Source organism: Promicromonospora sp. CA-289599 (assembly GCF_050936155.1).
Lineage (GTDB): Bacteria > Actinomycetota > Actinomycetes > Actinomycetales > Cellulomonadaceae > Promicromonospora.
This window is the reverse complement of sequence record NZ_JBNJNI010000001.1, coordinates 3304425-3322723: the sequence shown is the minus strand read 5'-3', so window position 1 is coordinate 3322723 and position 18299 is coordinate 3304425. Positions and strand designations below refer to the sequence as shown.

Below are 18299 nucleotides of genomic sequence, written 5' to 3'. Positions count from 1 at the left end.
GATATGTGGCGGGCAGGCCGTCGGCCTGGGCTGGGTGCCCAGGCCGACGGCCTTTCTGCTGCCGTCACTCCTCTTCCTCGGGGTTCTTCGACGTGAACTTCACGACGTCCTCGTCGCCTGGCCTCTCGGCGTTGGTCGGGTCAAAGGACCAGTTGAGGAAACCGCCGTCGCCCTCACGTCTGACGGTGCCGGAGTCGACACCGATCACGTAGAAGTCGCCCACCTTCGCGAGGTGTTCCTTCCCCTTGACGTCCGGACCGAAGTCGAGGCCGATGTCCTCGTGTATGACGATGATGTTCTTGTCGGGGAACGCCTTGCGGTACTCCACGACCAGGGACTTGGACTTCTCGCTCCGGTTGCCGGGGACGTCACCGTTGAAGTCGGTGCCCGGGTAGGGGCCGCCGTCGTCGTCCTCGTTGTACCGCGGGTTGCCCCAGGAGCCGCCGGCTCCCGTCTTGTCCTTGCCGTTGGTGTAGTAGTCGTCGTCCGGCTCGAACGCCTCGTGCTTGCACGAGGGAGCCGGATCGACCGTGACCGTGTTGCCGTCGGCATCGGTCAGCTCGAGCGTGGACTCCTTGAGCGTCCGCTCCTCGTCGGCGGTGATCCACTCGTTCTTGAACAGGTCGATGCCCTCCCAGCCGACGCCGAACTCGCCGGACGTGGTGGTCTTCGTGTCGTCGTAGGTGAGCTCGCGGACATTGCCGTGATCCTCCAGCTCGTCGCGCAGGTCACCGCCGTCGTCCTGATCGGACTGGTCGATCTCGATGTCGTCCTTCTTCAGCTTCCCGTTGGGAGCACGCGGGAACAGCTTGTCGACCATCGGAAGGAACTTGTCCCGCAGGTCGGGGTACTGCTCGAAGCTGATGATGAACTCCTGGGCCGACGACGTGCCTTCCTGTTCGGTCCTGCTCCCGCCGCCGCCGACCGTGAACCCGTACGGCAGCTCCGCCTCGACGTCGATCCCGGCCGAGTAAAGGGTCTGCAACGCCTGGTCGTCGATGGTGATGTACAGCTGGGCCAGCAGCCCGTCAGGGCCGAAGGTCACCGTCGTCCTTGTCGACCCCTTCCACTCGCCCCCGGCACCGGCGCTGCCGGAACCGCCGGTCTCGCGACCGTCGTCGCCCTTGTCGCCCTTTCCCTTGTCACCCTTGCCGCCCTTGCCGCCGAAGGACTTGCCGCCACCGAGCGCTCCGCCGATGAGGAATCCACCGATGTCGGTCGAGCTGTAGCTCATCTCGTAGGTGCCGTCGTCGTTCATGCGGTCCTCGATCGTCACCTCACCCTCGTAGCCACCCTCGACGCCGCCCTCCAAGCCACCAGCCCCACCGGAGATCCCCCCGTTGAACTTCACCTTCTTCGTCTTGATGTCGATCTCCTGGTAGATGTGGTGGTCAGGTTCCTGCGGGGCCAGCTCCTCCAGGCGCTCCTTACGCTTGTCGTGGCCCGGGCAGTACTGCCCACGGTCGGTGACGCAGCTCTCCTGGCCGGTGCTGTTAAAGACCTCGTCGTACTCCTGCTTCCAGTCGATCCACTCCTGGGCGTCCTGCATGTTCACGAACTCGTACGTCGTGTCGCTCGTGACTCCCTTGAGCGCGGCCACACCGAAGGAGACCGGCGAGCCGAAGATCTCGTCGGCAGACAAGCCGGCGCCGAATCCGGAGCCCTTGACGATGTGTACGCGGACCCGGCCGTCGCCGAGATCCTCCACCACCACGGCCTCGGAGTCGCTGAACCGGAAGAAGAGGAACGCCGTCTGCTGCTCCTCGATGTGGGTGGCGGCGGCGACGACGCAGTTCGTCTCCATAGCGTCGTACGCGTCAGTGACGCACGTGTCCAGGTCCTCCGCTCTGGCCGCACGCTCCTTGCCGGGCGCGGCGTCCTTGTACGCCTCCCACTCCTTGTCGCACACGGTCTCCGGGACGGGAAGCCACTTGCAGCCGGACCGCACCCTCGGCGGGTGGAGACTGATCTCCTCGCTGGTGGGCATCGTCTTGTTGCAGTTCTCGTCGTCCGGGTCGTCGCTCGTGTCGCCCCACCCGTCGATGACACAGTCGGCGATCTCCCGGACATCCTCGGGGTCGTAGCTGCGCTCCTCGCTGCCGATGTCGATGATCTCGGGACGGTCGCCCTCTTGGCAGGAGGTGGGAACCGGATACCAGACACAGTCGATCTGGATCACCGGCCGGGGGCGTTTTTTCCCCTCCACGGTCACATCGACCACCGTGATCTTCTCCGCGCACGGCAGGTCCTCCGGATCTCCGCTGGGATCGCCCGACGGCGAGCCGCCGGGGGCGCCGAACCCTCCGGGAGCGCCGGCGACGCACTCGTCGCCGTCCTCCGGGAGGATCGAGTTCACCGCGCAGATCAGCTTTTCGCCCACCGTCACACCGACCGGCTGCACCGCGACGAACACCACCGCGACGACGAGGAGAACGACCCCGATGACGCCCAGGTACTCCGGGATCGCCTGACCGCTCTCGTCGGCGAACCGGCGTCGGCGCGGTCCGTACGGATGCGTAGCGCGGCCGGTGCGCACGGTGTCGGGGCTGGTCACCCGTCCAACCTAGAGAGCATCCCGCCTGCTTACGACGGCCCGGCGGCCCAAACCCGGGCTGGGCCCGAGGGCCCACGGGCCGAGAGGCCATGGGCCCAGGTCACGATGGGTCTCTGGCTTGTTGCCACGGCACCGCCCCGCTCCGTACGTTGGGGTACGTGTCCATGTCCTACCGCACCGCGACAACTGCGGTGACCGCCGTCGCGCTCCTGCTCGCCGGTTGCACGGGCGAGCCCGACCACACGCGGGACCCCGACACGCGGGACGCCGACCCGTCGCCGACCTCGAACACGGTCACCCTCGTCACGCAGGACTCCTTTGCACTGAGCGATGGCCTTCTCGAACGATTCGAGAAGGAGTCCGGGCTCACGGTCGAGGTGAACGTCGTGGGCGACGCCGGTACTCTCGCGAACGAGCTTGTATCGACGAAGGACGCACCCCTCGGGGATGTCGTGTTCGGTGTTGACAACACCTTCATGTCGCGAGTCACCGACGAGGGCGTGACGGAGGTCAACTACCTGCGGCAGGTCGGCGAGGCGGATGTCTGCGTCAACGCGGACAAGACATGGTTCGCCGATCGGGGCCTTCCGGTGCCACAGGACCTGGACGACCTGATCGATCCTCGGTACCGGGGCCTGCTCGTAGTCCCGGACCCTGCGACGTCGTCGCTCGGCCTCGCGTTCCTGCTGGCCGCGGTCGACGAGTACGGCGACACCGGGGGCGGCGGCTACTGGGCCGCTCTCGAGGAGAACGGCGTCAAGGGCGCCGGGTCCTGGGAGGACGCCTACCACGGCGACTTCACCGGCGCGGGAGGCACCGGCGACCGCCCGCTGGTCGTGTCCTACTCGACATCGCCGGCGGGCACGGTGGGGGACGACGGCAAGCCCACCACCGCCGCACTGCTGGAGACCTGCTTCCGGCACGAGGAGTACGCCGGCCTGCTGGCCGGGGCCAGGAACCGGGGTGGTGGCAAGGACCTCCTGAGCTTCCTCCTGTCGGACGCGGTCCAGCAGGACGTTCCGGCGTCGATGTCCCTGTATCCGGCGGACGACGGCACGAAGCTGCCCGCCGACTGGGTCAAGCACGCGCCACGCGCAGAGGATCCGTATGAGCTCGACCCGGAGGAGATCGCGGAGAGCCGCGAGGCGTGGGTCGAGGCGTGGACCGCGATCACGTTCGGTTGAGTGCGGGCAGGACCTCTGGCCGCGCGATAACAGGCCTGTTATCGTCGATCCATGGATCTTGAGTTCGGCACGTGGGTGCACATCCGACGGACGGCGCTCGGACTCTCCCAGGCACGCCTTGCTGCGATCGCCGATGTCCACCAGCCGACCATCGCCGCCATCGAGAAGGGACACCGCAGCGCGACCGAACCGGTCCGCCGCAAGCTCACCGCAGCGCTGCAGACGCGACCCGGCGACCTGCTCGCCGGTCTCCGCGACGAGGTGGTCGCCCTCGTCGAACGGCACGGCGCGAGAAACCCTCGGGTCTTCGGGTCGATCGCGCGAGGGACGGACACGGTCTGGTCCGACGTCGACCTGCTCGTCACGTTTCCCGACACGGCGGCGCGACTCGCCTACTTCGACCTCGTCCAGGACCTGGAAGACCTCCTGACCGTCGCGGTGGACGTCGTCGACGACGCGTCGACCGGACGAGCAGCCGAGCAGGCGCGACGCGAGGCGCTTGCACTGTGACTGGCCCGAGCCCGGACAAGCCGCCCCGGTTCGAACGGGTGGTGAGAACGCCGTCCGGCACCAGCTCCAGGGCAGACCAGACCCGACGGCCGTACGACCCGGAGCAGACCCGACGCAGGCTCTCCGACCTCACAAGATTCGCCGCCCAGGCAGCTGAGATCGTGGCCGGCAGCCACGCAGCCTTTCGCGCCGAGAGTGCTTGGATGACGCGCGCGGCCGCGACCTACCTGATCATCGAGGTCGCGACCGTCTGCGAAAAGCTGCACGGCCGGGTCCGGAATCACTTCCCCGAGGTGCCCTGGCGCCGCATCGCCGGGATGCGGAACATCGCGGCCCACGCGTACGACGAGGTGAACGACGAGGTCGTCTGGGACGTGCTCGCGGTCTTCATCCCGCAGCTCGTGCGTGATCTGGGTCTGCCGGAGAGACCTGGCGACCCGATAGTGCTACCGCCCGGCCTCGACACGGCGTGAACGACCACCGGCGAGCGCTCAGACCGCCCGGTCCGCCAGTACCCGGGCGAACTGCTCCAGGGACTCCTTGACCGGCCCCTCCGGCAGCGGTGCCAGCTCGGCCGAGGCGGCACGCGCCCACTGCACCGCGAGGTCTCGCGTCTCCGCCAGGACGGCGTGCGCGCGCAGGCGTTCGAGCGCGGCGGTCAGCGCCTCGTCGGAGGACAGGTCGCCGTCGAGCGTGGCGAGCAGGTCCCGGTCCTCGTCGGTGGCGGCGTCCGACGCGACGTGCTGGCGCAGCAGCAGCACGGGCATGGTCGGCACGTGCTCGCGCAGGTCGGTCCCCGGCGTCTTGCCGGAGGTCTCACCGGACGAGGCGACGTCGAGCACGTCGTCGGCGAGCTGGAAGGCGACGCCCACCTTCTCGCCGTACGCGCCCACGGCCTCGATCTGCTCCTTCGGCGCCCCGGCGATCATCGCGCCCAGGCGGGCCGACGCCGACAGCAGCGACGCCGTCTTGTCCGACAGCACCTGGAGGTAGTGGGCCACCTGGTCCTCGCCGTCGTCCGGCCCCATGGTCTCGTGGAGCTGGCCCAGGCACATCCGCTCGAACGTCCTGGACTGCAGGATCACCGCCTCGGGGCCCAGCTCCGCGACGCGCGCGGACGCCCGCGCGAACAGCATGTCGCCCACCAGGATCGCCACCGAGTTGCCCCACACCATGTGGGCCGACGGCGCCCCGCGCCGCATCGGCGCGGAGTCCATGACGTCGTCGTGGTACAGCGAGGCGACCTGCGTCAGCTCGACCACGACCGCCGCGTCGACGACGCCGGCCGCGCCGCCGTCACCCAGCTCACCCGTCAGCAGGGTGAGCAGGGGACGGAACCGCTTGCCGCCCGCGTCGATGAGGTGCCGCGAGGCGCCGTCGGCCAGCTTGTCCGCGCTGGCGACGGCCTCCAGGAGCGCCTCGTCGACCCCCGTCAACCGGTCCGCGAGGCGGGACGCGAGCTCCGGGTCGGAGATCGGCAGGCCGAGCGCGGTCGGATCGGGCAGGTTCGACGGGGCGGCCGGAGAAGCCGACGCGGAGGTACCCGTCGTCGTCTGGGGCGGCAGCGGTGCGGAGGTCACGGCACGAACTTACTTGCCTGTTCGACCAGAGAGAGAACCGGAGAGGGGAAAACACCGAGAATCACAGTCGCGATCGCGCACACGGCGATGGCGACGGCGGCCGGCCCACGGGACCGGACCACCGTCACCACGACGCGCTGCGCGGTCGTGACCTGGACCTTGGTGAGGGTGGCCGCCGCGGTTCCGCCGGTCACCGCGCCACCGCCGGCCGAGACCTCGGCCTCGCCGGGCTCGGTACCTGGCGCGGTCTCGACGAGCGCGACCTGCGACTCCGCGGGCTCGTCCTCCGCACGCTGGAACACCATGACGACCAGGAGCCGCAGGTAGAACGCCACGGCGACCACGGACGCGAGCACACCCAGGACCGCGAGCCACCACAGGCCGCCGGTCGTCGCCCCGGTGAACGCACCGAACTTGGCGATGAACCCGGCGGTGAGCGGGATGCCCGCCATCGACAGCAGGAACAGCGCGAAGGCGGCCGTGAGCCACGGGGCCTTGCGGCCCAGCCCGGCCCACTGCGCGATCTCCGTCGCCTCGCCGAGCACCACGCCGTCGTCGTCCACCGGACCGTTGTCCTCGCCGGAACTCGGCGTGATCCGGCGCTCCCGCACCAGCGTGACCACGCCGAACGCGCCGATCGTGGCGATGCCGTAGGCGAGGAGGTAGAAGAGCGTGGACGACTGCACCTGCGGGTTGAAGCCCGCGATGCCCACGAGCAGGAAGCCCGCGTGCGCGATCGACGAGTAGGCCAGCAGGCGCTTCACGTCGGTCTGGACGGACCCGATGACCGTGCCGACGGCCATCGTCAGGACGGCGACCACGACGATCACGATCTGCAGCTGCCGCATGATCTGCGGGTCCACCGCCTGCACACCGATCGTGACGCGGTACAGCACCTCGACGAGCGCCGCGACGGCCGCCACCTTGGTGCACGCGGCCATGAAGCCGGTGATCGGGGTGGGCGCACCGGTGTAGACGTCGGGCGTCCACGCGTGGAACGGCACGGCGCCGACCTTGAACAGCAGGCCGACCACGACAAGCAGCACGCCGGCGACCAGCAGCACGCTCATACCTTCGAGCGGCAGGGCGCCCTGCCGCACCATCTCGCGGATCTCCAGGAGCCGCACCGTGCCGGCGAACCCGTAGATCAGCGCGACGCCGAAGATGAACAGCGCCGAGGCGAACGCGCCCAGCAGGAAGTACTTGGCCGCAGCCTCCTGCGACAGCAGCCGGCGCCGGCGCGCCGTCGCGCACAGGACGTACAGCGGGAGCGACAGCACCTCCAGCGCGATGAACATGACGATCAGGTCGTCGGTGGAGGCGAAGAGCATCATGCCGCCCGTCGCGAACAGCAGGAGCGGGTAGATCTCCGTCTGCTCGAGGCCGGAGCGGCGGGCCAGGTCCTCGTACGAGGTCCCGGGCACTGCCGAGGCCGCGGGCGCGAACGCGTCCTGTCCGGTGGCCGTGCGGTCGGCCACCACGAGCACACCGAGGAAGGCCAGCACGGCGATGATGCCCTGCGCGCCGAGCGCGAAGGGCGTGAGGGTCAGGCTGCCCCCGACCACCTGGACGGGCTGGACCGCTATCTGCGGCCAGAGAATCGCGATGAACACGAACCCGCCGGCCAGCGCCGCGAGGGTCAGCACTATCTGGGTCACGCGGCGAGCCTTCGCAGGCACGAACGCCTCGATGAGCACGCCGACCACGCCCGCACCCAGCACCACCAGGAGCGGTGCGAGGGCGAGCCAGTCGATCTCGGGTGCCACGAACTCGGACTCGATCACTGGTCGCTCCCCATCTGCGTGGCGGCATCCGCCGGTTCGTCGACCGTCGTGAGGGCCACCGACTGCTCGGCCGGCGCGTTCACGTAGGTCAGGGCCAGGCCCGGTACAAGGCCGAGCACCAGGAGTCCGACGACGAGCGGTGCCGCGACGATGCGCTCACGGACGTGGAGGTCGGGCAGGGCTTCGAGCCCCGCGGCCGGCGCTCCGGTGAAGATCTTCTGGTACGTCAGCAGCACGTAGACCGCCGCCAGCACGACGCCGGGGACGGCCGCGATCGCCCAGGCCGCCGAGCCGGCGGGCGAGCCGCCGAATGCGCCGATCAGCACCATGATCTCGCTGACGAACGTGGCCAGGCCGGGCAGCGACAGCGTCGCGAGCCCTGCCACCAGGAACGTCCCGGCGAGCACCGGGGTGACCGACCGCAGGCCGCTGTAGTCGGCGATCTTCTGCGACTTCTCCGGGTGCCGGGACACGAGGAACCCGGCCACCAGGAACAGCGCGCCGGTGGCCAGGCCGTGGTTGAGCATCATGAAGCTCGACCCGGCGGTGCCCAGCGGCGTGAAGGTGAAGATGCCCAGGATGATGAACCCGAAGTGGCTCACCGACGTCCAGCCGACCAGCCGCAGCAGGTCGGTCTGCATGATCGCCATGATCGCGCCGTAGAGCACCGAGATCACGGCGAGCGCGATCACCAGCGGCGCGGCCCAGCGGGACGCCTCCGGGAACAGCGGCAGGCACAGGGTCAGCATGCCGAAGGTTCCGACCTTGTCCAGGACACAGATCAGGAGGGTCGACGTGCCGGGGGTGGCGTTCCCCGCGACGTCGGGCAGCCAGCTGTGCACCGGGACCATCGGGGCCTTGATCGCGAACGCGATGAAGAACCCGACGAACATCAGCCGCTCGGCGACGGTGCCCAGGTCGACCGCGACCAGCTCGTCCACGAGGAACGCCCGGCTCGGGTCGACACCTGCGCCGATCGCGAGGAAGTACAGCGCGATCACCGCTGCGAGCATGATGAGCCCGCCGCCCAGGCTGAACATCAGGAACTTGACGGCCGCCTTGCGCCGTCCGGCACCCTGCCCGAACCCGCCGATCAGGAAGTAGGCGGGGATCAGCATGGCCTCGAACAGCACGTAGAACAGGAACACGTCACGGGCGCAGAACACCGCGACCATGAACGCCTCGAGCAGCAGCACGAGGCCGACGAACCGGCGCAGGCGCACCTCGTCGCGCCCCTGCTCCTTCCAGGCGGCGAGCAGCACCAGCGGCACGAGCACCACGGCCAGCGCGACGAGCAGCAGGCCGACACCGTCGACGGCCACGGCGTACGAGACGCCGATCTGCGGGATCCAGGCGTAGGTCGCGCCGAGCTGGTGCTCGGCGGCGGCGCCCGGGTCGAACGCGACGAACGTACCGACGAGCAGGGCCACCTCGACCAGCGAGAACACGAGCGCGATCGGCCGGGCGAGGCCCACCCCCGCGCTCGCCGGGCCCGTGCGGGAGCGGCCGAGCGCGCTGAGACCCACCAGGGCCGCGCCGACCAGCGGCCACGCGATGAGCGCGGTCAGCCAGGGAAACATCTCTCCTCCGATCACTGGGCACCACCGAGGCCGGACACGAGCCAGACGACTGCGGCGATCACGAGGACGCCGCCCGCCATGCCCGCCGCGTAGGAGCGGACGTAGCCGCTCTGCACCTTCCGGAACATCGCGCCGAACCACGACACGGTCTGGGGCAGGAGGCTCCAGCCGCGGTCGACGACGTCACGGTCGCCCACCTGGACCAGGCGGGCCACCCCGTGCGCCGGCTTCAGCACCAGCGTCTCGTTGGCGGCGTCCTGGTACAGGTCCCTGCGGGCCGCCCGGGTCAGGACGGAGCCGCGCGGCGCCTCCTCCGGCACGAGGCTCATCGCGTACATCCGGAACGCCAGCAGCGCCCCGAGCACCACTACCGTCAAGGTGGCCCCGATGATCACGGGCACCGGGAGCACCGGCTCGTGGTGCTCGGCATGGCCGACCACCGGCTCCAGCCAGGTGACGAACGTGCCGCCCACGCCGAGCACCAGGCCCAGCGCAGCCGAGCCGACACCGAGGAACACCAGGGGCCACCACATCAGCGGCGATCCCTCGTGCGGGTGCTGGTTCTCGGTCCAGCGCGGACGGCGTCCGCCGAACGTCATGAAGAACAGGCGGGTCATGTAGAACGCGGTGATCGCGGCGCCGAGCACCGCGACGGTGCCGAACACCCAGGCCCGCCACGGCTGGCCCTCGACGGGCATGAAGGCCGCCTCAATGATCCCGTCTTTCGACCAGAAGCCGGAGAACGGCGGGATACCGAGGATCGCCAGCCAGCCGAGCCCCATCGTGATCCACGTGATGGGCAGGAACCGCGACAGCCCGCCGAAGCGCCGCATGTCGGTCTGGTCGTCCATGGCGTGCATCACGGAGCCGGCACCGAGGAACAGCCCGGCCTTGAAGAAGCCGTGCGTCAGCAGGTGGAAGATCGCGAACGCGTACCCGGCCGGGCCGAGGCCCGCGGCGAGCATCATGTAGCCGATCTGGGACATCGTGGAGGCCGCGAGGGCCTTCTTGATGTCGTCCTTCGCGGTACCGACCACCGCACCGAACAGCAGGGTCACCGCACCGACGATCACCACGACGAGCTGCGCCGTCGGGGCGGCCTCGAGGATCGGGCCGGACCGCACCATGAGGTACACGCCGGCGGTCACCATCGTGGCGGCGTGGATGAGCGCGGACACCGGCGTCGGGCCGGCCATCGCGTCACCCAGCCAGGCCTGCAGCGGGAACTGCGCCGACTTGCCGCAGGCGGCGAGCAGGAGGCACAGGCCGATGGCGGTGGCGACGGCCGGGGAGATCAGCGCCGTGGCCGAGCCGGCGCCGTCCCCGGCCGCAGCAGGCAGCACGTCCGCGAAACTGACGCTGCCCACGGTCGAGAACATCAGCGCCATGGCCGCGATGAGCCCCATGTCGCCGATCCGGTTCATGACGAACGCCTTCTTCGCCGCCACGGCGTTCTCCCGGGCGGAGGGCCGCCCCGTGTCCCAGAACCCGATGAGCAGGTAGGACGCGAGGCCCACACCCTCCCAGCCCACGAAGAGCAGGAGGTAGGAGTCGGCGAGGACCAGCGTCAGCATCGCCGCGACGAACAGGTTCAGGTAGCCGAAGAACCGGCGCCGGTGCGGGTCGTGGTCCATGTACGCCACGGAGTACACGTGGATGAGCGTGCCCACGAAGGTCACGAGCATCACGAAGGTCATGGACAGCGGGTCCAGCCGGATGCCGAGGTCCACGTCCAGGCCTCCCGCGGACAACCACGTCCACAGGTGGTGGTCGACGGAGCGATCCTCAGGCACCGTGCCGATCATGCGGAACATCAGGATGAAGCCCACGGCGGCGGAGGCGGCCGAGGCCAGCACCCCGAGCCAGTGGCCCCAGCGGTCGGTGGCCTTGCCACCCAGCAGCAGGATCGCTGCGCCGATCAGCGGAAAGCCGACCAGCCAGGGGGCGAGCCCGATCACGTCGTTCACGTCTCTACCCTTCAGCCCTTGAGCAGGTTGACGTCGTCGACCGAGGCCGAGCGGCGGGTGCGGAATATCGTCACGATGATGGCGAGGCCGACGACGACCTCGGCGGCGGCCACGACCATGACGAAGAAGGCGAGCACCTGGCCCGTCACGTCGCCGTGGATCCTGGCGAAGGTGACGAAGGCGAGGTTCGTCGCGTTGAGCATGAGCTCGACGCCCATGAACACGACTATCGCGTTGCGGCGCAGCAGCACGGTCGTCGCCCCGATGGCGAAGAGCACGGCGGCCAGGACCACGTAGTTGGTGATGTCCATCAGGCCTCGACCTCCGGTGTGTGCGGCGCCGGCCGCTCCTGCCCGCGGATCCGCAGCACGCGCGACACCGACTGCGGCACCTGCTCGCCGTCCGGGCCGAGCGCCGGCGTGTCCATGGCGTTCGACCGGGCGTAGACGCCGGGCGGCGGCAGCGGGGTGAGGACCACGCCGTCGGGCAGCGCCTTGATCCGCGCGTCCGCCACCGACGCCTGCGTCTGCTTCGGCGTGAGCCGGCGCCGGTGCGTCAGCACCAGCGCGCCGACCGCGGCGGTCACGAGCAGGACGCCCACCGCCTCCATGGCCAGCACGTAGTCGCCGAACAGCACGCGCGCCAGCGCCTGCGGGTTGGCGACGCCCTCCGGGTCGCCGCCGTTCAGGCCGCGGGCGGGCGGGAAGGCCGCGTTCGCCACGACGCCGCCGAGGATCGCCGCGAGGCCGATGCCGATGAGCAGGCCGATCCAGCGCTGGCCCCTGATGGTCTCGGTGAGCGAGTCGGACGCGTCGACACCGACCAGCATCAGCACGAACAGGAACAGCATCATCACGGCGCCCGTGTACACCACCACCTGGACGACGCCGAGGAACGGCGCCTCCTGCGCGATGTACAGGATCGCCATGCTGACCATGACGAACACGAGGCACATCGCCGCGTGCACCGCCCGCTTCACGAACAGCAGGCCGAGCGCGGCGAGGACCATGAGGGGCGCGATCGCCCAGAAGAGGACGGTCTCGCCGCCCGAGATCTCGAGGACGGTGGGGATCACGCGGTCACCCCGTTCCGCACGGAACCGAGGGCGGCCGCACCTGCCGACTTCTCGGCCACGCCGGGACCCTCGTCCGGGCGCAGCTCGTGCTGCCTCGGCGTGGGCGCAGGGGCCTTGCCCGAGGCCGCTGCCTCTGCCGCGTCCAACGTCGGGTCGTCCGGCCGCTGCTCGCGGACCCAGTCGACCTGAGCCGCCGTCGGGCCCAGGACGTCACCGCTGTAGTAGTTCGTGTCGGTGGTGCCCTCGACCATCGGGTGCGGCGCCGCCAGCATGCCCTCGGAGAGCGGGGCCAGGAGGTCCTGCTTCTCGAAGATCATGCCGGCACGTGTCTTGCCCGCCAGCTCGAAGTCGTTGGTCATCGTCAGCGCGCGTGTGGGGCAGGCCTCGATGCACAGCCCGCAGAAGATACAGCGCAGGTAGTTGATCTGGTAGACGGATCCGTACCGCTCGCCGGGGCTCATGTGGGCCCCGTGGGAGTCGTCCGCGTTGACGTCCAGGCCCGCGTTCTGCGGCAGGGCCGCGTTGGACGCGCCCTCCACGTAGATCGCGTCCGCCGGGCACGCCCACGCGCACAGCTCGCAGCCGATGCACTTCTCCAGCCCGTCGGCGTACCGGTTGAGCTGGTGCCGGCCGTGGAACCGGCGCTGAGGCGCCACCTTCTCGCGCGGGTACTGCTCAGTGACCGTGGGCTTGAACATCGACGACAGCGTCACGCCGAAGCCCGCGACCGGGGCGAACATCTCCCCGATGGGCCCCGGCTGGGGGCGCAGGGGCTGATAGTCCTGTTGCTCACTCACCGTGGACCTCCTTTCCGAACCGCTTGGACGGGGGCAGCTTCTCGCCGGGCAGCGGCGGCACCGGGAACCCGCCGGCGAAGGCGTCGACAGTTTCCGTCTCGGCGCCGTCACCAGCGTCAGCGCCCGGTGGCGCTTCCTTCTTCTCGGGCCAGAACCACATGACCGCGATGAAGACGATGGCGCCTCCGACGATCACGGGGATGAACTGCTGGTAGGTGACGCCCTGGATGCGCTGCAGCCACTGCACGACGGCGAGCACGACGACCCAGCCGAGCGCGACCGGGATGAGGACCTTCCAGCCGAAGACCATGAACTGGTCGTAGCGCAGGCGCAGCAGCGTGCCGCGCACCCACACGAAGAAGAACATGACCGCCCAGAGCTTCGCGAGGAACCAGAGGATGGGCAGCCAGCCCTCGTTCAGGGCGCCGCCGAGGAACCCGTCGGGCACCGGCGCGCGCCAGCCGCCCAGGAAGAGCGTGACGCAGACCGCCGAGACGTTGAGCATGTTGATGTACTCCGCCAGGAAGAACCAGGCGAACTTCATCGACGAGTACTCGGTCATGTAGCCCGAGACCAGCTCGCCCTCGGCCTCGGGGAGGTCGAACGGCAGGCGGTTGGTCTCGCCGATCATCGAGATCACGTAGATCACGAACGCGGGCGCCAGCGGGATGAACCACCAGATCTGCGCCTGGCTGGACACGATCTGCGACGTCGACATCGACCCCGCCATGATGAACACGCTCACCAGCGACAGGCCCATCGCGAGCTCGTAGCTGATCACCTGCGCCGTGGACCGCACCGACCCGAGCAGCGGGTAGGTGGAGCCGGAGGCCCAGCCGCCCAGCACGATGCCGTAGACGCCGAGCGACGCGGCGGCAAGCACGTACAGCACCGCGACGGGGAAGTCGGTGAGCTGCGCCGGGGTGGTCCAGTCGGTCCAGAAGAACGACACGCTCGGCCCGAACGGGATGACGGCGAACACCAGCAGCGAGCAGAACACCGAGATCATCGGCGCCAGCAGGTACACGAACCGGTCGGCCCGGGTGACCGTCAGGTCCTCCTTGAGGAGGAGCTTCATGGCGTCCGCGAGCGACTGCAGCAGGCCGAACGGCCCGTGCCAGTTGGGTCCGGGACGCACCTGCATGCGCGCCACGACCTTGCGCTCGAACCAGATGGCGAAGAGCACGCTGGTCAGCAGGAACACCACGATCAGCACGGCCTTCACGATGGAGGCCCAGATGGTCTCCTGCGAGAAGTCGGCGGCGACGCCGGGTGCGGCGGCAACAAGGGGGCTCATCGCCCACCCCTTTCAGAGTTGTCAGACGTGTGGGTCACCGGGGTGACCTGTGTTTCTGACACGTGGGGGGTGACGGTGACGAGGTCGCCGGCCGACGCGCCGAGCGTGTCGTGCACGCGGCTGCCGGCGCTGTTGAGCGGCAGCCACACGACGCCGTCGACCATCCCGTCGGTGACCACGGCGGGCACCTCGACGGCGCCGCGCTTCGTGCTGACGGCGACCCGGTCGCCGTCGGCCACACCGAAGCCCGCCGCGGTGGCGGCGGACATGCGGGCGACTGCCTGCTTGGCCGTGCCGGCGAGGAACTGCTCGCCGTCCTGGCCGCGACCCACGTCGAGCTGGAGCCGCCAGGTGGCGAGCACCGCCTGGCCGAAGCCGACGGCGGGCGGCGCGGCCGGTGCACCGCCCTGGACCGTCAGGCGGTCGCCGGTCCAGGCGCTGTGCTGCGTCATGGCGATGGAGAGGTGGGCCTCGGCCGGTGAGGCCGCCTGCAGGTCCACCCCCAGGTGCTGGGCCAGCACGTGCAGCACGCGGTGGTCGGGCAGGGCGCTCGACTCGAGCGCGGCACCGAAGGACCGCACACGGCCCTCCCAGTTCCAGTACGAGCCCGCACGCTCCACGGGCGGCGCGACGGGCAGCACGACGTCGGCGCGCTCGGTCACCTCCGAGGCACGTACCTCGAGGCTCACGACGAACCCGGCTGCGTCGAGCGCAGCGCGGGCGGCAGCCGGGTCGGGCAGGTCGGCGGGCTCGACGCCGCCGACGATCGCGCCGCCCAGCGCGCCGTCGGCCAGCGCCGCGAGGATGCCCGCGGTGTCGCGGCCCGAGGTCTCCGGGACCTCGGCGCCCCAGGCCCGGGCGATCTGGGCGCGAGCCGCGGCGTCCGTGACCGGGCGTCCGCCCGGCAGGAGGTCGGGCAGCAGACCGGCCTCGACGCCGCCTCGCTCGCCCGCACGGCGCGGGATCCACGCGAGCCGCGCGCCGGTGGCCTCGGCGAGCTCGAGAGCCGCCGAGTACGCGCCGGGCGAGCCCGCGAGGCGCTCGCCCACGAGGATCACGGCGCCCGGCTGGGCCAGTGCGCTGGTGTCGATGTCGGACGTCGGTGCGTCCGCCGGGGACAGGCCGCCGCCCAGGCTGGTGGTCAGGCTGGTCAGCCACTCGGCCTCGGTGCCGGGTGCGGCAGGCAGGAGAGTGCCGTTCAGGCGGGTCAGGCCGCGCGTGGCGTAGGGGGCCACGGAGAAGACCCTGGTCCTGGCCTTCCCGAGAGCACCCTTGCGCAGCCGGAGGAACGTGATGCCTGCTTCCTCCTCGGCCTCCAGGCCGACGAGCAGTACCGCGGGCGCCTGCTCGAGGTCACCGAACGTGACGCCCACCCCCGACCCGGCGACGACGTGCGCCAGGAACGCTGCCTCCTCGGCGGAGTGCACGCGCGCACGCTGGTCGACGTCGTTGGTGCCGAGCGCCGTCCGCGCGAAGCGCGACCAGGCGAAGGCGTCCTCGACGGTGAGCCGGCCGCCCGGCAGCACGCCGACGCCGCCGTTCTCGCGCGCCGCGGCCAGGCCGGCGGCCGCGATCTCCAGGGCCTCCACCCAGGAAGCGGGGCGCAGCTCGCCGTTCTCGCGCACGAGCGGCGTGGTGATGCGGTCCGCGGCCGACTGCCAGGTGAACGCGAAGCGGTCCTTGTCGGTGATCCACTCCTCGTTGACCACCGGGTCCTCACCGGACAGCCGGCGCAGCACCTGGCCGCGGCGGTGGTCGATGCGGATCGCCGAGCCGCAGGAGTCGTGCTCCGCGATGCTCTCCGTGCTGACCAGGTCGAACGGGCGCGACCGGAAGCGGTAGCCCGCCCCGGTCAGCGCGCCCACCGGGCAGATCTGCACGGTGTTGCCGGAGTAGTAGGAGGAGAACGGCCGCCCGGAGGTGTCGGTGGTGGCCTCCCCGATCGGGCGGTCCACGGGGCCGGTGCTCGACTCGGCCCCGGCGAACCCGAGCACGTCCTCGTCGAACCGGCCGATCTGCTGGTGCGCCCCACGGTCCTGGAGGGCGATGAACGCGTCGCCCGCGATCTCCTCGCTGAACCGGGTGCAGCGCTGGCACAGCACGCAGCGCTCACGGTCCAGCAGGATCTGCGTGGACAGCGCGATGGGCTTGGGGAACGTGCGCTTGATGTCGACGAACCGCGTCTCGGCGCGGCCGTTCGACATCGCCTGGTTCTGCAGGGGGCACTCGCCGCCCTTGTCGCAGACCGGGCAGTCCAGCGGGTGGTTCATGAGCAGCAGCTCCATGACCCCCTGCTGCGCCTTGTCAGCGGCGGCGGAGGTGTGCTGCGTCTTGACGACCATGCCGGGCACGACGGTCATGGTGCACGAGGCCTGGGGCTTCGGCATGGGCCGCACGTTGCCCTCGCGGTCCGGCATGGCGACCTCGACGAGGCACTGCCGGCAGGCGCCCGCGGGCGCCAGGAGCGGGTGGTCGCAGAACCGCGGGATCTGGATCCCGGCCTGCTCGGCGGCCCGGATGATCAGCGTGCCCTTGGGGACGCTGATCTCGGTGCCGTCGATGGTGAAGGTGACCAGCTCGACCGGTGCTGCCTCGGTCTTCGGGTTGTTCGTGGTGACGGTCATCGGTGACCTCCGGCGCCGGCGCCCGCGAGGGCCGTCGGTGTCCGTGTCTTGGGGGTGTAGGGGAAGAGTGCCGACTTGCTCGGGTCGAACGGGCAGCCGTGGCCGTCGATGTGCGCCTGGTACTCCTCGCGGAACAGCTTGATGCTGGAGGTGATCGGCGAGACGGCGCCGTCGCCCAGCGCGCAGAACGCCTTGCCCAGGATGTTGTCGCACAGGTCGAGCAGCAGCTCGAGGTCGCCGTCCTGGCCCTCGCCGGCCTCGATGCGGTGCAGCACCTGCTTGAGCCAGTAGGTGCCCTCACGGCACGGGGTGCACTTGCCGCACGACTCGTGCGCGTAGAAGTCGGTCCACCGGCTCGTCGCCCGGACCACGCACACCGTCTCGTCGAAGATCTGCAGCGCACGCGTGCCCAGCATCGACCCCGCGGCGCCCACCGACTCGTAGTCGAGCGGGACGTCGAGATGGTCGGTGGTGAAGATCGGGGTCGACGACCCGCCGGGGGTCCAGAACTTCAGCTCGTGCCCCGCGCGGACACCGCCCGCCAGGTCGAGCAGCTCGCGCAGCGTGATGCCGAGCGGCGCCTCGTACTGGCCGGGCGTGGTGACGTGCCCCGACAGGGAGAACAGGCCGTGCCCCTGGGACTTCTCGGTACCCATGGAGGAGAACCAGTCGGCGCCCTTCGCGATGATCGCGGGGACCGACGCGATGGACTCCACGTTGTTCACCACCGTGGGCCGCGCGTACAGGCCGGCGACGGCGGGGAACGGCGGCTTGAGCCGCGGCTGGCCGCGCAGGCCCTCGAGCGAGTCGAGCAGCGCCGTCTCCTCGCCGCAGATGTAGGCGCCGGCTCCCGCGTGCACCGTGACGTCGAGGTTGAAGCCCGAGCCCTGGATGTTCTTGCCCAGGTAGCCCGCCTTGTACGCCTCCTCGACGGCGTTCAGCAGTCGCCGGTAGACGTGCAGCACCTCGCCGCGCACGTAGATGAACGCGTGGTCGCAGCCGATCGCATAGCTGGTGATCGCCACGCCCTCGATGAGGTGCTGGGGGCTGGCGAGCATGAGCGGGATGTCCTTGCAGGTGCCCGGCTCGGACTCGTCGGCGTTGACGACGAGGTAGCGCGGACCGCCGTCGGGCGGAGGCAGGAAGCCCCACTTCATACCGGTGGGAAAGCCCGCACCGCCACGGCCGCGCAGGCCGGAGTCCTTGACCGCCTGCACCAGGTCGGCGGGTGCGGTCCTCAGGGCCTTCTTCAGGCCCGCGTAGCCCCCGGCGCGCTCATAGGTGGCCAGGCGCCAGGACCGGTCCTTGTCCCACGTGTCGGTGAGTACCGGTGTCAGCGTCGCGATG

General features: G+C 70.3%; 14 protein-coding genes. 3 read left to right on the top strand and 11 right to left on the bottom strand.

From position 1 onward, the window contains the following. Window positions 1-64: 64 nt before the first annotated feature. Window positions 65-2554: a hypothetical protein gene (locus ACQEVI_RS14715; RefSeq protein WP_432900126.1), complete on the bottom strand. Its 2490-nt coding sequence runs from the start codon at window positions 2552-2554 to the stop codon at window positions 65-67. Between the two features lie 164 nt (window positions 2555-2718). Here ACQEVI_RS14715 and ACQEVI_RS14710 point away from each other — a divergent pair, with 164 nt between their 5' ends. From ACQEVI_RS14710 to ACQEVI_RS14700, 3 genes are all read left to right on the top strand, one after another. Further along, window positions 2719-3738 carry a thiamine ABC transporter substrate-binding protein gene (locus ACQEVI_RS14710; RefSeq protein WP_432905956.1) on the top strand — a complete coding sequence of 340 codons (1020 nt, stop codon included), beginning with the start codon at window positions 2719-2721 and terminating at the stop codon, window positions 3736-3738. 51 nt (window positions 3739-3789) lie between these two features. Further along, window positions 3790-4248, top strand: coding sequence for a nucleotidyltransferase domain-containing protein (locus ACQEVI_RS14705; RefSeq protein WP_432900124.1), 459 nt, complete (start codon window positions 3790-3792; stop codon window positions 4246-4248). Window positions 4249-4451: 203 nt separating this feature from the next. Continuing rightward, on the top strand, window positions 4452-4721 hold the full coding sequence (locus ACQEVI_RS14700) for a HepT-like ribonuclease domain-containing protein (protein WP_432900122.1): 270 nt from the start codon (window positions 4452-4454) through the stop codon (window positions 4719-4721). Between the two features lie 18 nt (window positions 4722-4739). On the opposite strand, the gene ACQEVI_RS14695 is transcribed toward ACQEVI_RS14700, so the two are convergent. Genes ACQEVI_RS14695 through nuoF form a run of 10 tightly spaced genes read right to left on the bottom strand, consistent with a single transcriptional unit; the run spans window position 4740 to window position 18298 of the window. After that, window positions 4740-5828 (bottom strand): polyprenyl synthetase family protein, encoded by a 1089-nt coding sequence (locus tag ACQEVI_RS14695; RefSeq protein ID WP_432900120.1) that lies wholly within the window; start codon window positions 5826-5828, stop codon window positions 4740-4742. Next, a complete protein-coding gene (gene nuoN, locus ACQEVI_RS14690; protein WP_432900119.1) occupies window positions 5825-7612 on the bottom strand; it encodes an NADH-quinone oxidoreductase subunit NuoN in 1788 nt (595 codons plus the stop codon). The genes ACQEVI_RS14695 and nuoN overlap by 4 nt, the downstream gene beginning before the upstream one ends. Further along, the gene (locus ACQEVI_RS14685; RefSeq protein ID WP_432900117.1) at window positions 7609-9192 is read right to left on the bottom strand and encodes an NADH-quinone oxidoreductase subunit M; all 1584 of its coding nucleotides are present in this window, start codon (window positions 9190-9192) and stop codon (window positions 7609-7611) included. The genes nuoN and ACQEVI_RS14685 overlap by 4 nt, the downstream gene beginning before the upstream one ends. Before the next feature lie 11 nt (window positions 9193-9203). Next, window positions 9204-11150, bottom strand: a complete 1947-nt coding sequence (nuoL, locus tag ACQEVI_RS14680) for an NADH-quinone oxidoreductase subunit L (RefSeq protein ID WP_432905953.1) — start codon at window positions 11148-11150, stop codon at window positions 9204-9206. A gap of 20 nt (window positions 11151-11170) precedes the next feature. Further along, window positions 11171-11470: an NADH-quinone oxidoreductase subunit NuoK gene (gene nuoK, locus ACQEVI_RS14675; protein ID WP_377135668.1), complete on the bottom strand. Its 300-nt coding sequence runs from the start codon at window positions 11468-11470 to the stop codon at window positions 11171-11173. Next, window positions 11470-12234, bottom strand: a complete 765-nt coding sequence (locus ACQEVI_RS14670; protein ID WP_432900113.1) for an NADH-quinone oxidoreductase subunit J — start codon at window positions 12232-12234, stop codon at window positions 11470-11472. The genes nuoK and ACQEVI_RS14670 overlap by 1 nt, the downstream gene beginning before the upstream one ends. Continuing rightward, on the bottom strand, window positions 12231-12974 hold the full coding sequence (gene nuoI / locus ACQEVI_RS14665) for an NADH-quinone oxidoreductase subunit NuoI (protein ID WP_432905950.1): 744 nt from the start codon (window positions 12972-12974) through the stop codon (window positions 12231-12233). The genes ACQEVI_RS14670 and nuoI overlap by 4 nt, the downstream gene beginning before the upstream one ends. A gap of 49 nt (window positions 12975-13023) precedes the next feature. Further along, window positions 13024-14328 carry an NADH-quinone oxidoreductase subunit NuoH gene (gene nuoH / locus ACQEVI_RS14660; protein ID WP_432900110.1) on the bottom strand — a complete coding sequence of 435 codons (1305 nt, stop codon included), beginning with the start codon at window positions 14326-14328 and terminating at the stop codon, window positions 13024-13026. Then, window positions 14325-16952 (bottom strand): NADH-quinone oxidoreductase subunit G, encoded by a 2628-nt coding sequence (locus ACQEVI_RS14655; protein WP_432900108.1) that lies wholly within the window; start codon window positions 16950-16952, stop codon window positions 14325-14327. Before ACQEVI_RS14655 ends, nuoH begins: the two co-directional genes overlap by 4 nt. Continuing rightward, window positions 16949-18298 (bottom strand): NADH-quinone oxidoreductase subunit NuoF, encoded by a 1350-nt coding sequence (gene nuoF / locus ACQEVI_RS14650; protein WP_432905948.1) that lies wholly within the window; start codon window positions 18296-18298, stop codon window positions 16949-16951. Before nuoF ends, ACQEVI_RS14655 begins: the two co-directional genes overlap by 4 nt. Window position 18299: the final 1 nt, after the last annotated feature.

Excerpts from the sequence above, each read along its gene's own strand:
- ACQEVI_RS14705 (WP_432900124.1), top strand. The coding sequence starts at position 3,790 with ATGGATCTTGAGTTCGGCACGTGGGTGCACATCCGACGGACGGCGCTC.
- nuoI (WP_432905950.1), bottom strand. The coding sequence starts at position 12,974 with ATGTTCGCCCCGGTCGCGGGCTTCGGCGTGACGCTGTCGTCGATGTTC.
- nuoK (WP_377135668.1), bottom strand. The coding sequence starts at position 11,470 with ATGGACATCACCAACTACGTGGTCCTGGCCGCCGTGCTCTTCGCCATC.
- ACQEVI_RS14655 (WP_432900108.1), bottom strand. The coding sequence starts at position 16,952 with ATGACCGTCACCACGAACAACCCGAAGACCGAGGCAGCACCGGTCGAG.
- nuoH (WP_432900110.1), bottom strand. The coding sequence starts at position 14,328 with ATGAGCCCCCTTGTTGCCGCCGCACCCGGCGTCGCCGCCGACTTCTCG.
- ACQEVI_RS14700 (WP_432900122.1), top strand. The coding sequence starts at position 4,452 with ATGACGCGCGCGGCCGCGACCTACCTGATCATCGAGGTCGCGACCGTC.
- ACQEVI_RS14685 (WP_432900117.1), bottom strand. The coding sequence starts at position 9,192 with ATGTTTCCCTGGCTGACCGCGCTCATCGCGTGGCCGCTGGTCGGCGCG.
- ACQEVI_RS14710 (WP_432905956.1), top strand. The coding sequence starts at position 2,719 with ATGTCCTACCGCACCGCGACAACTGCGGTGACCGCCGTCGCGCTCCTG.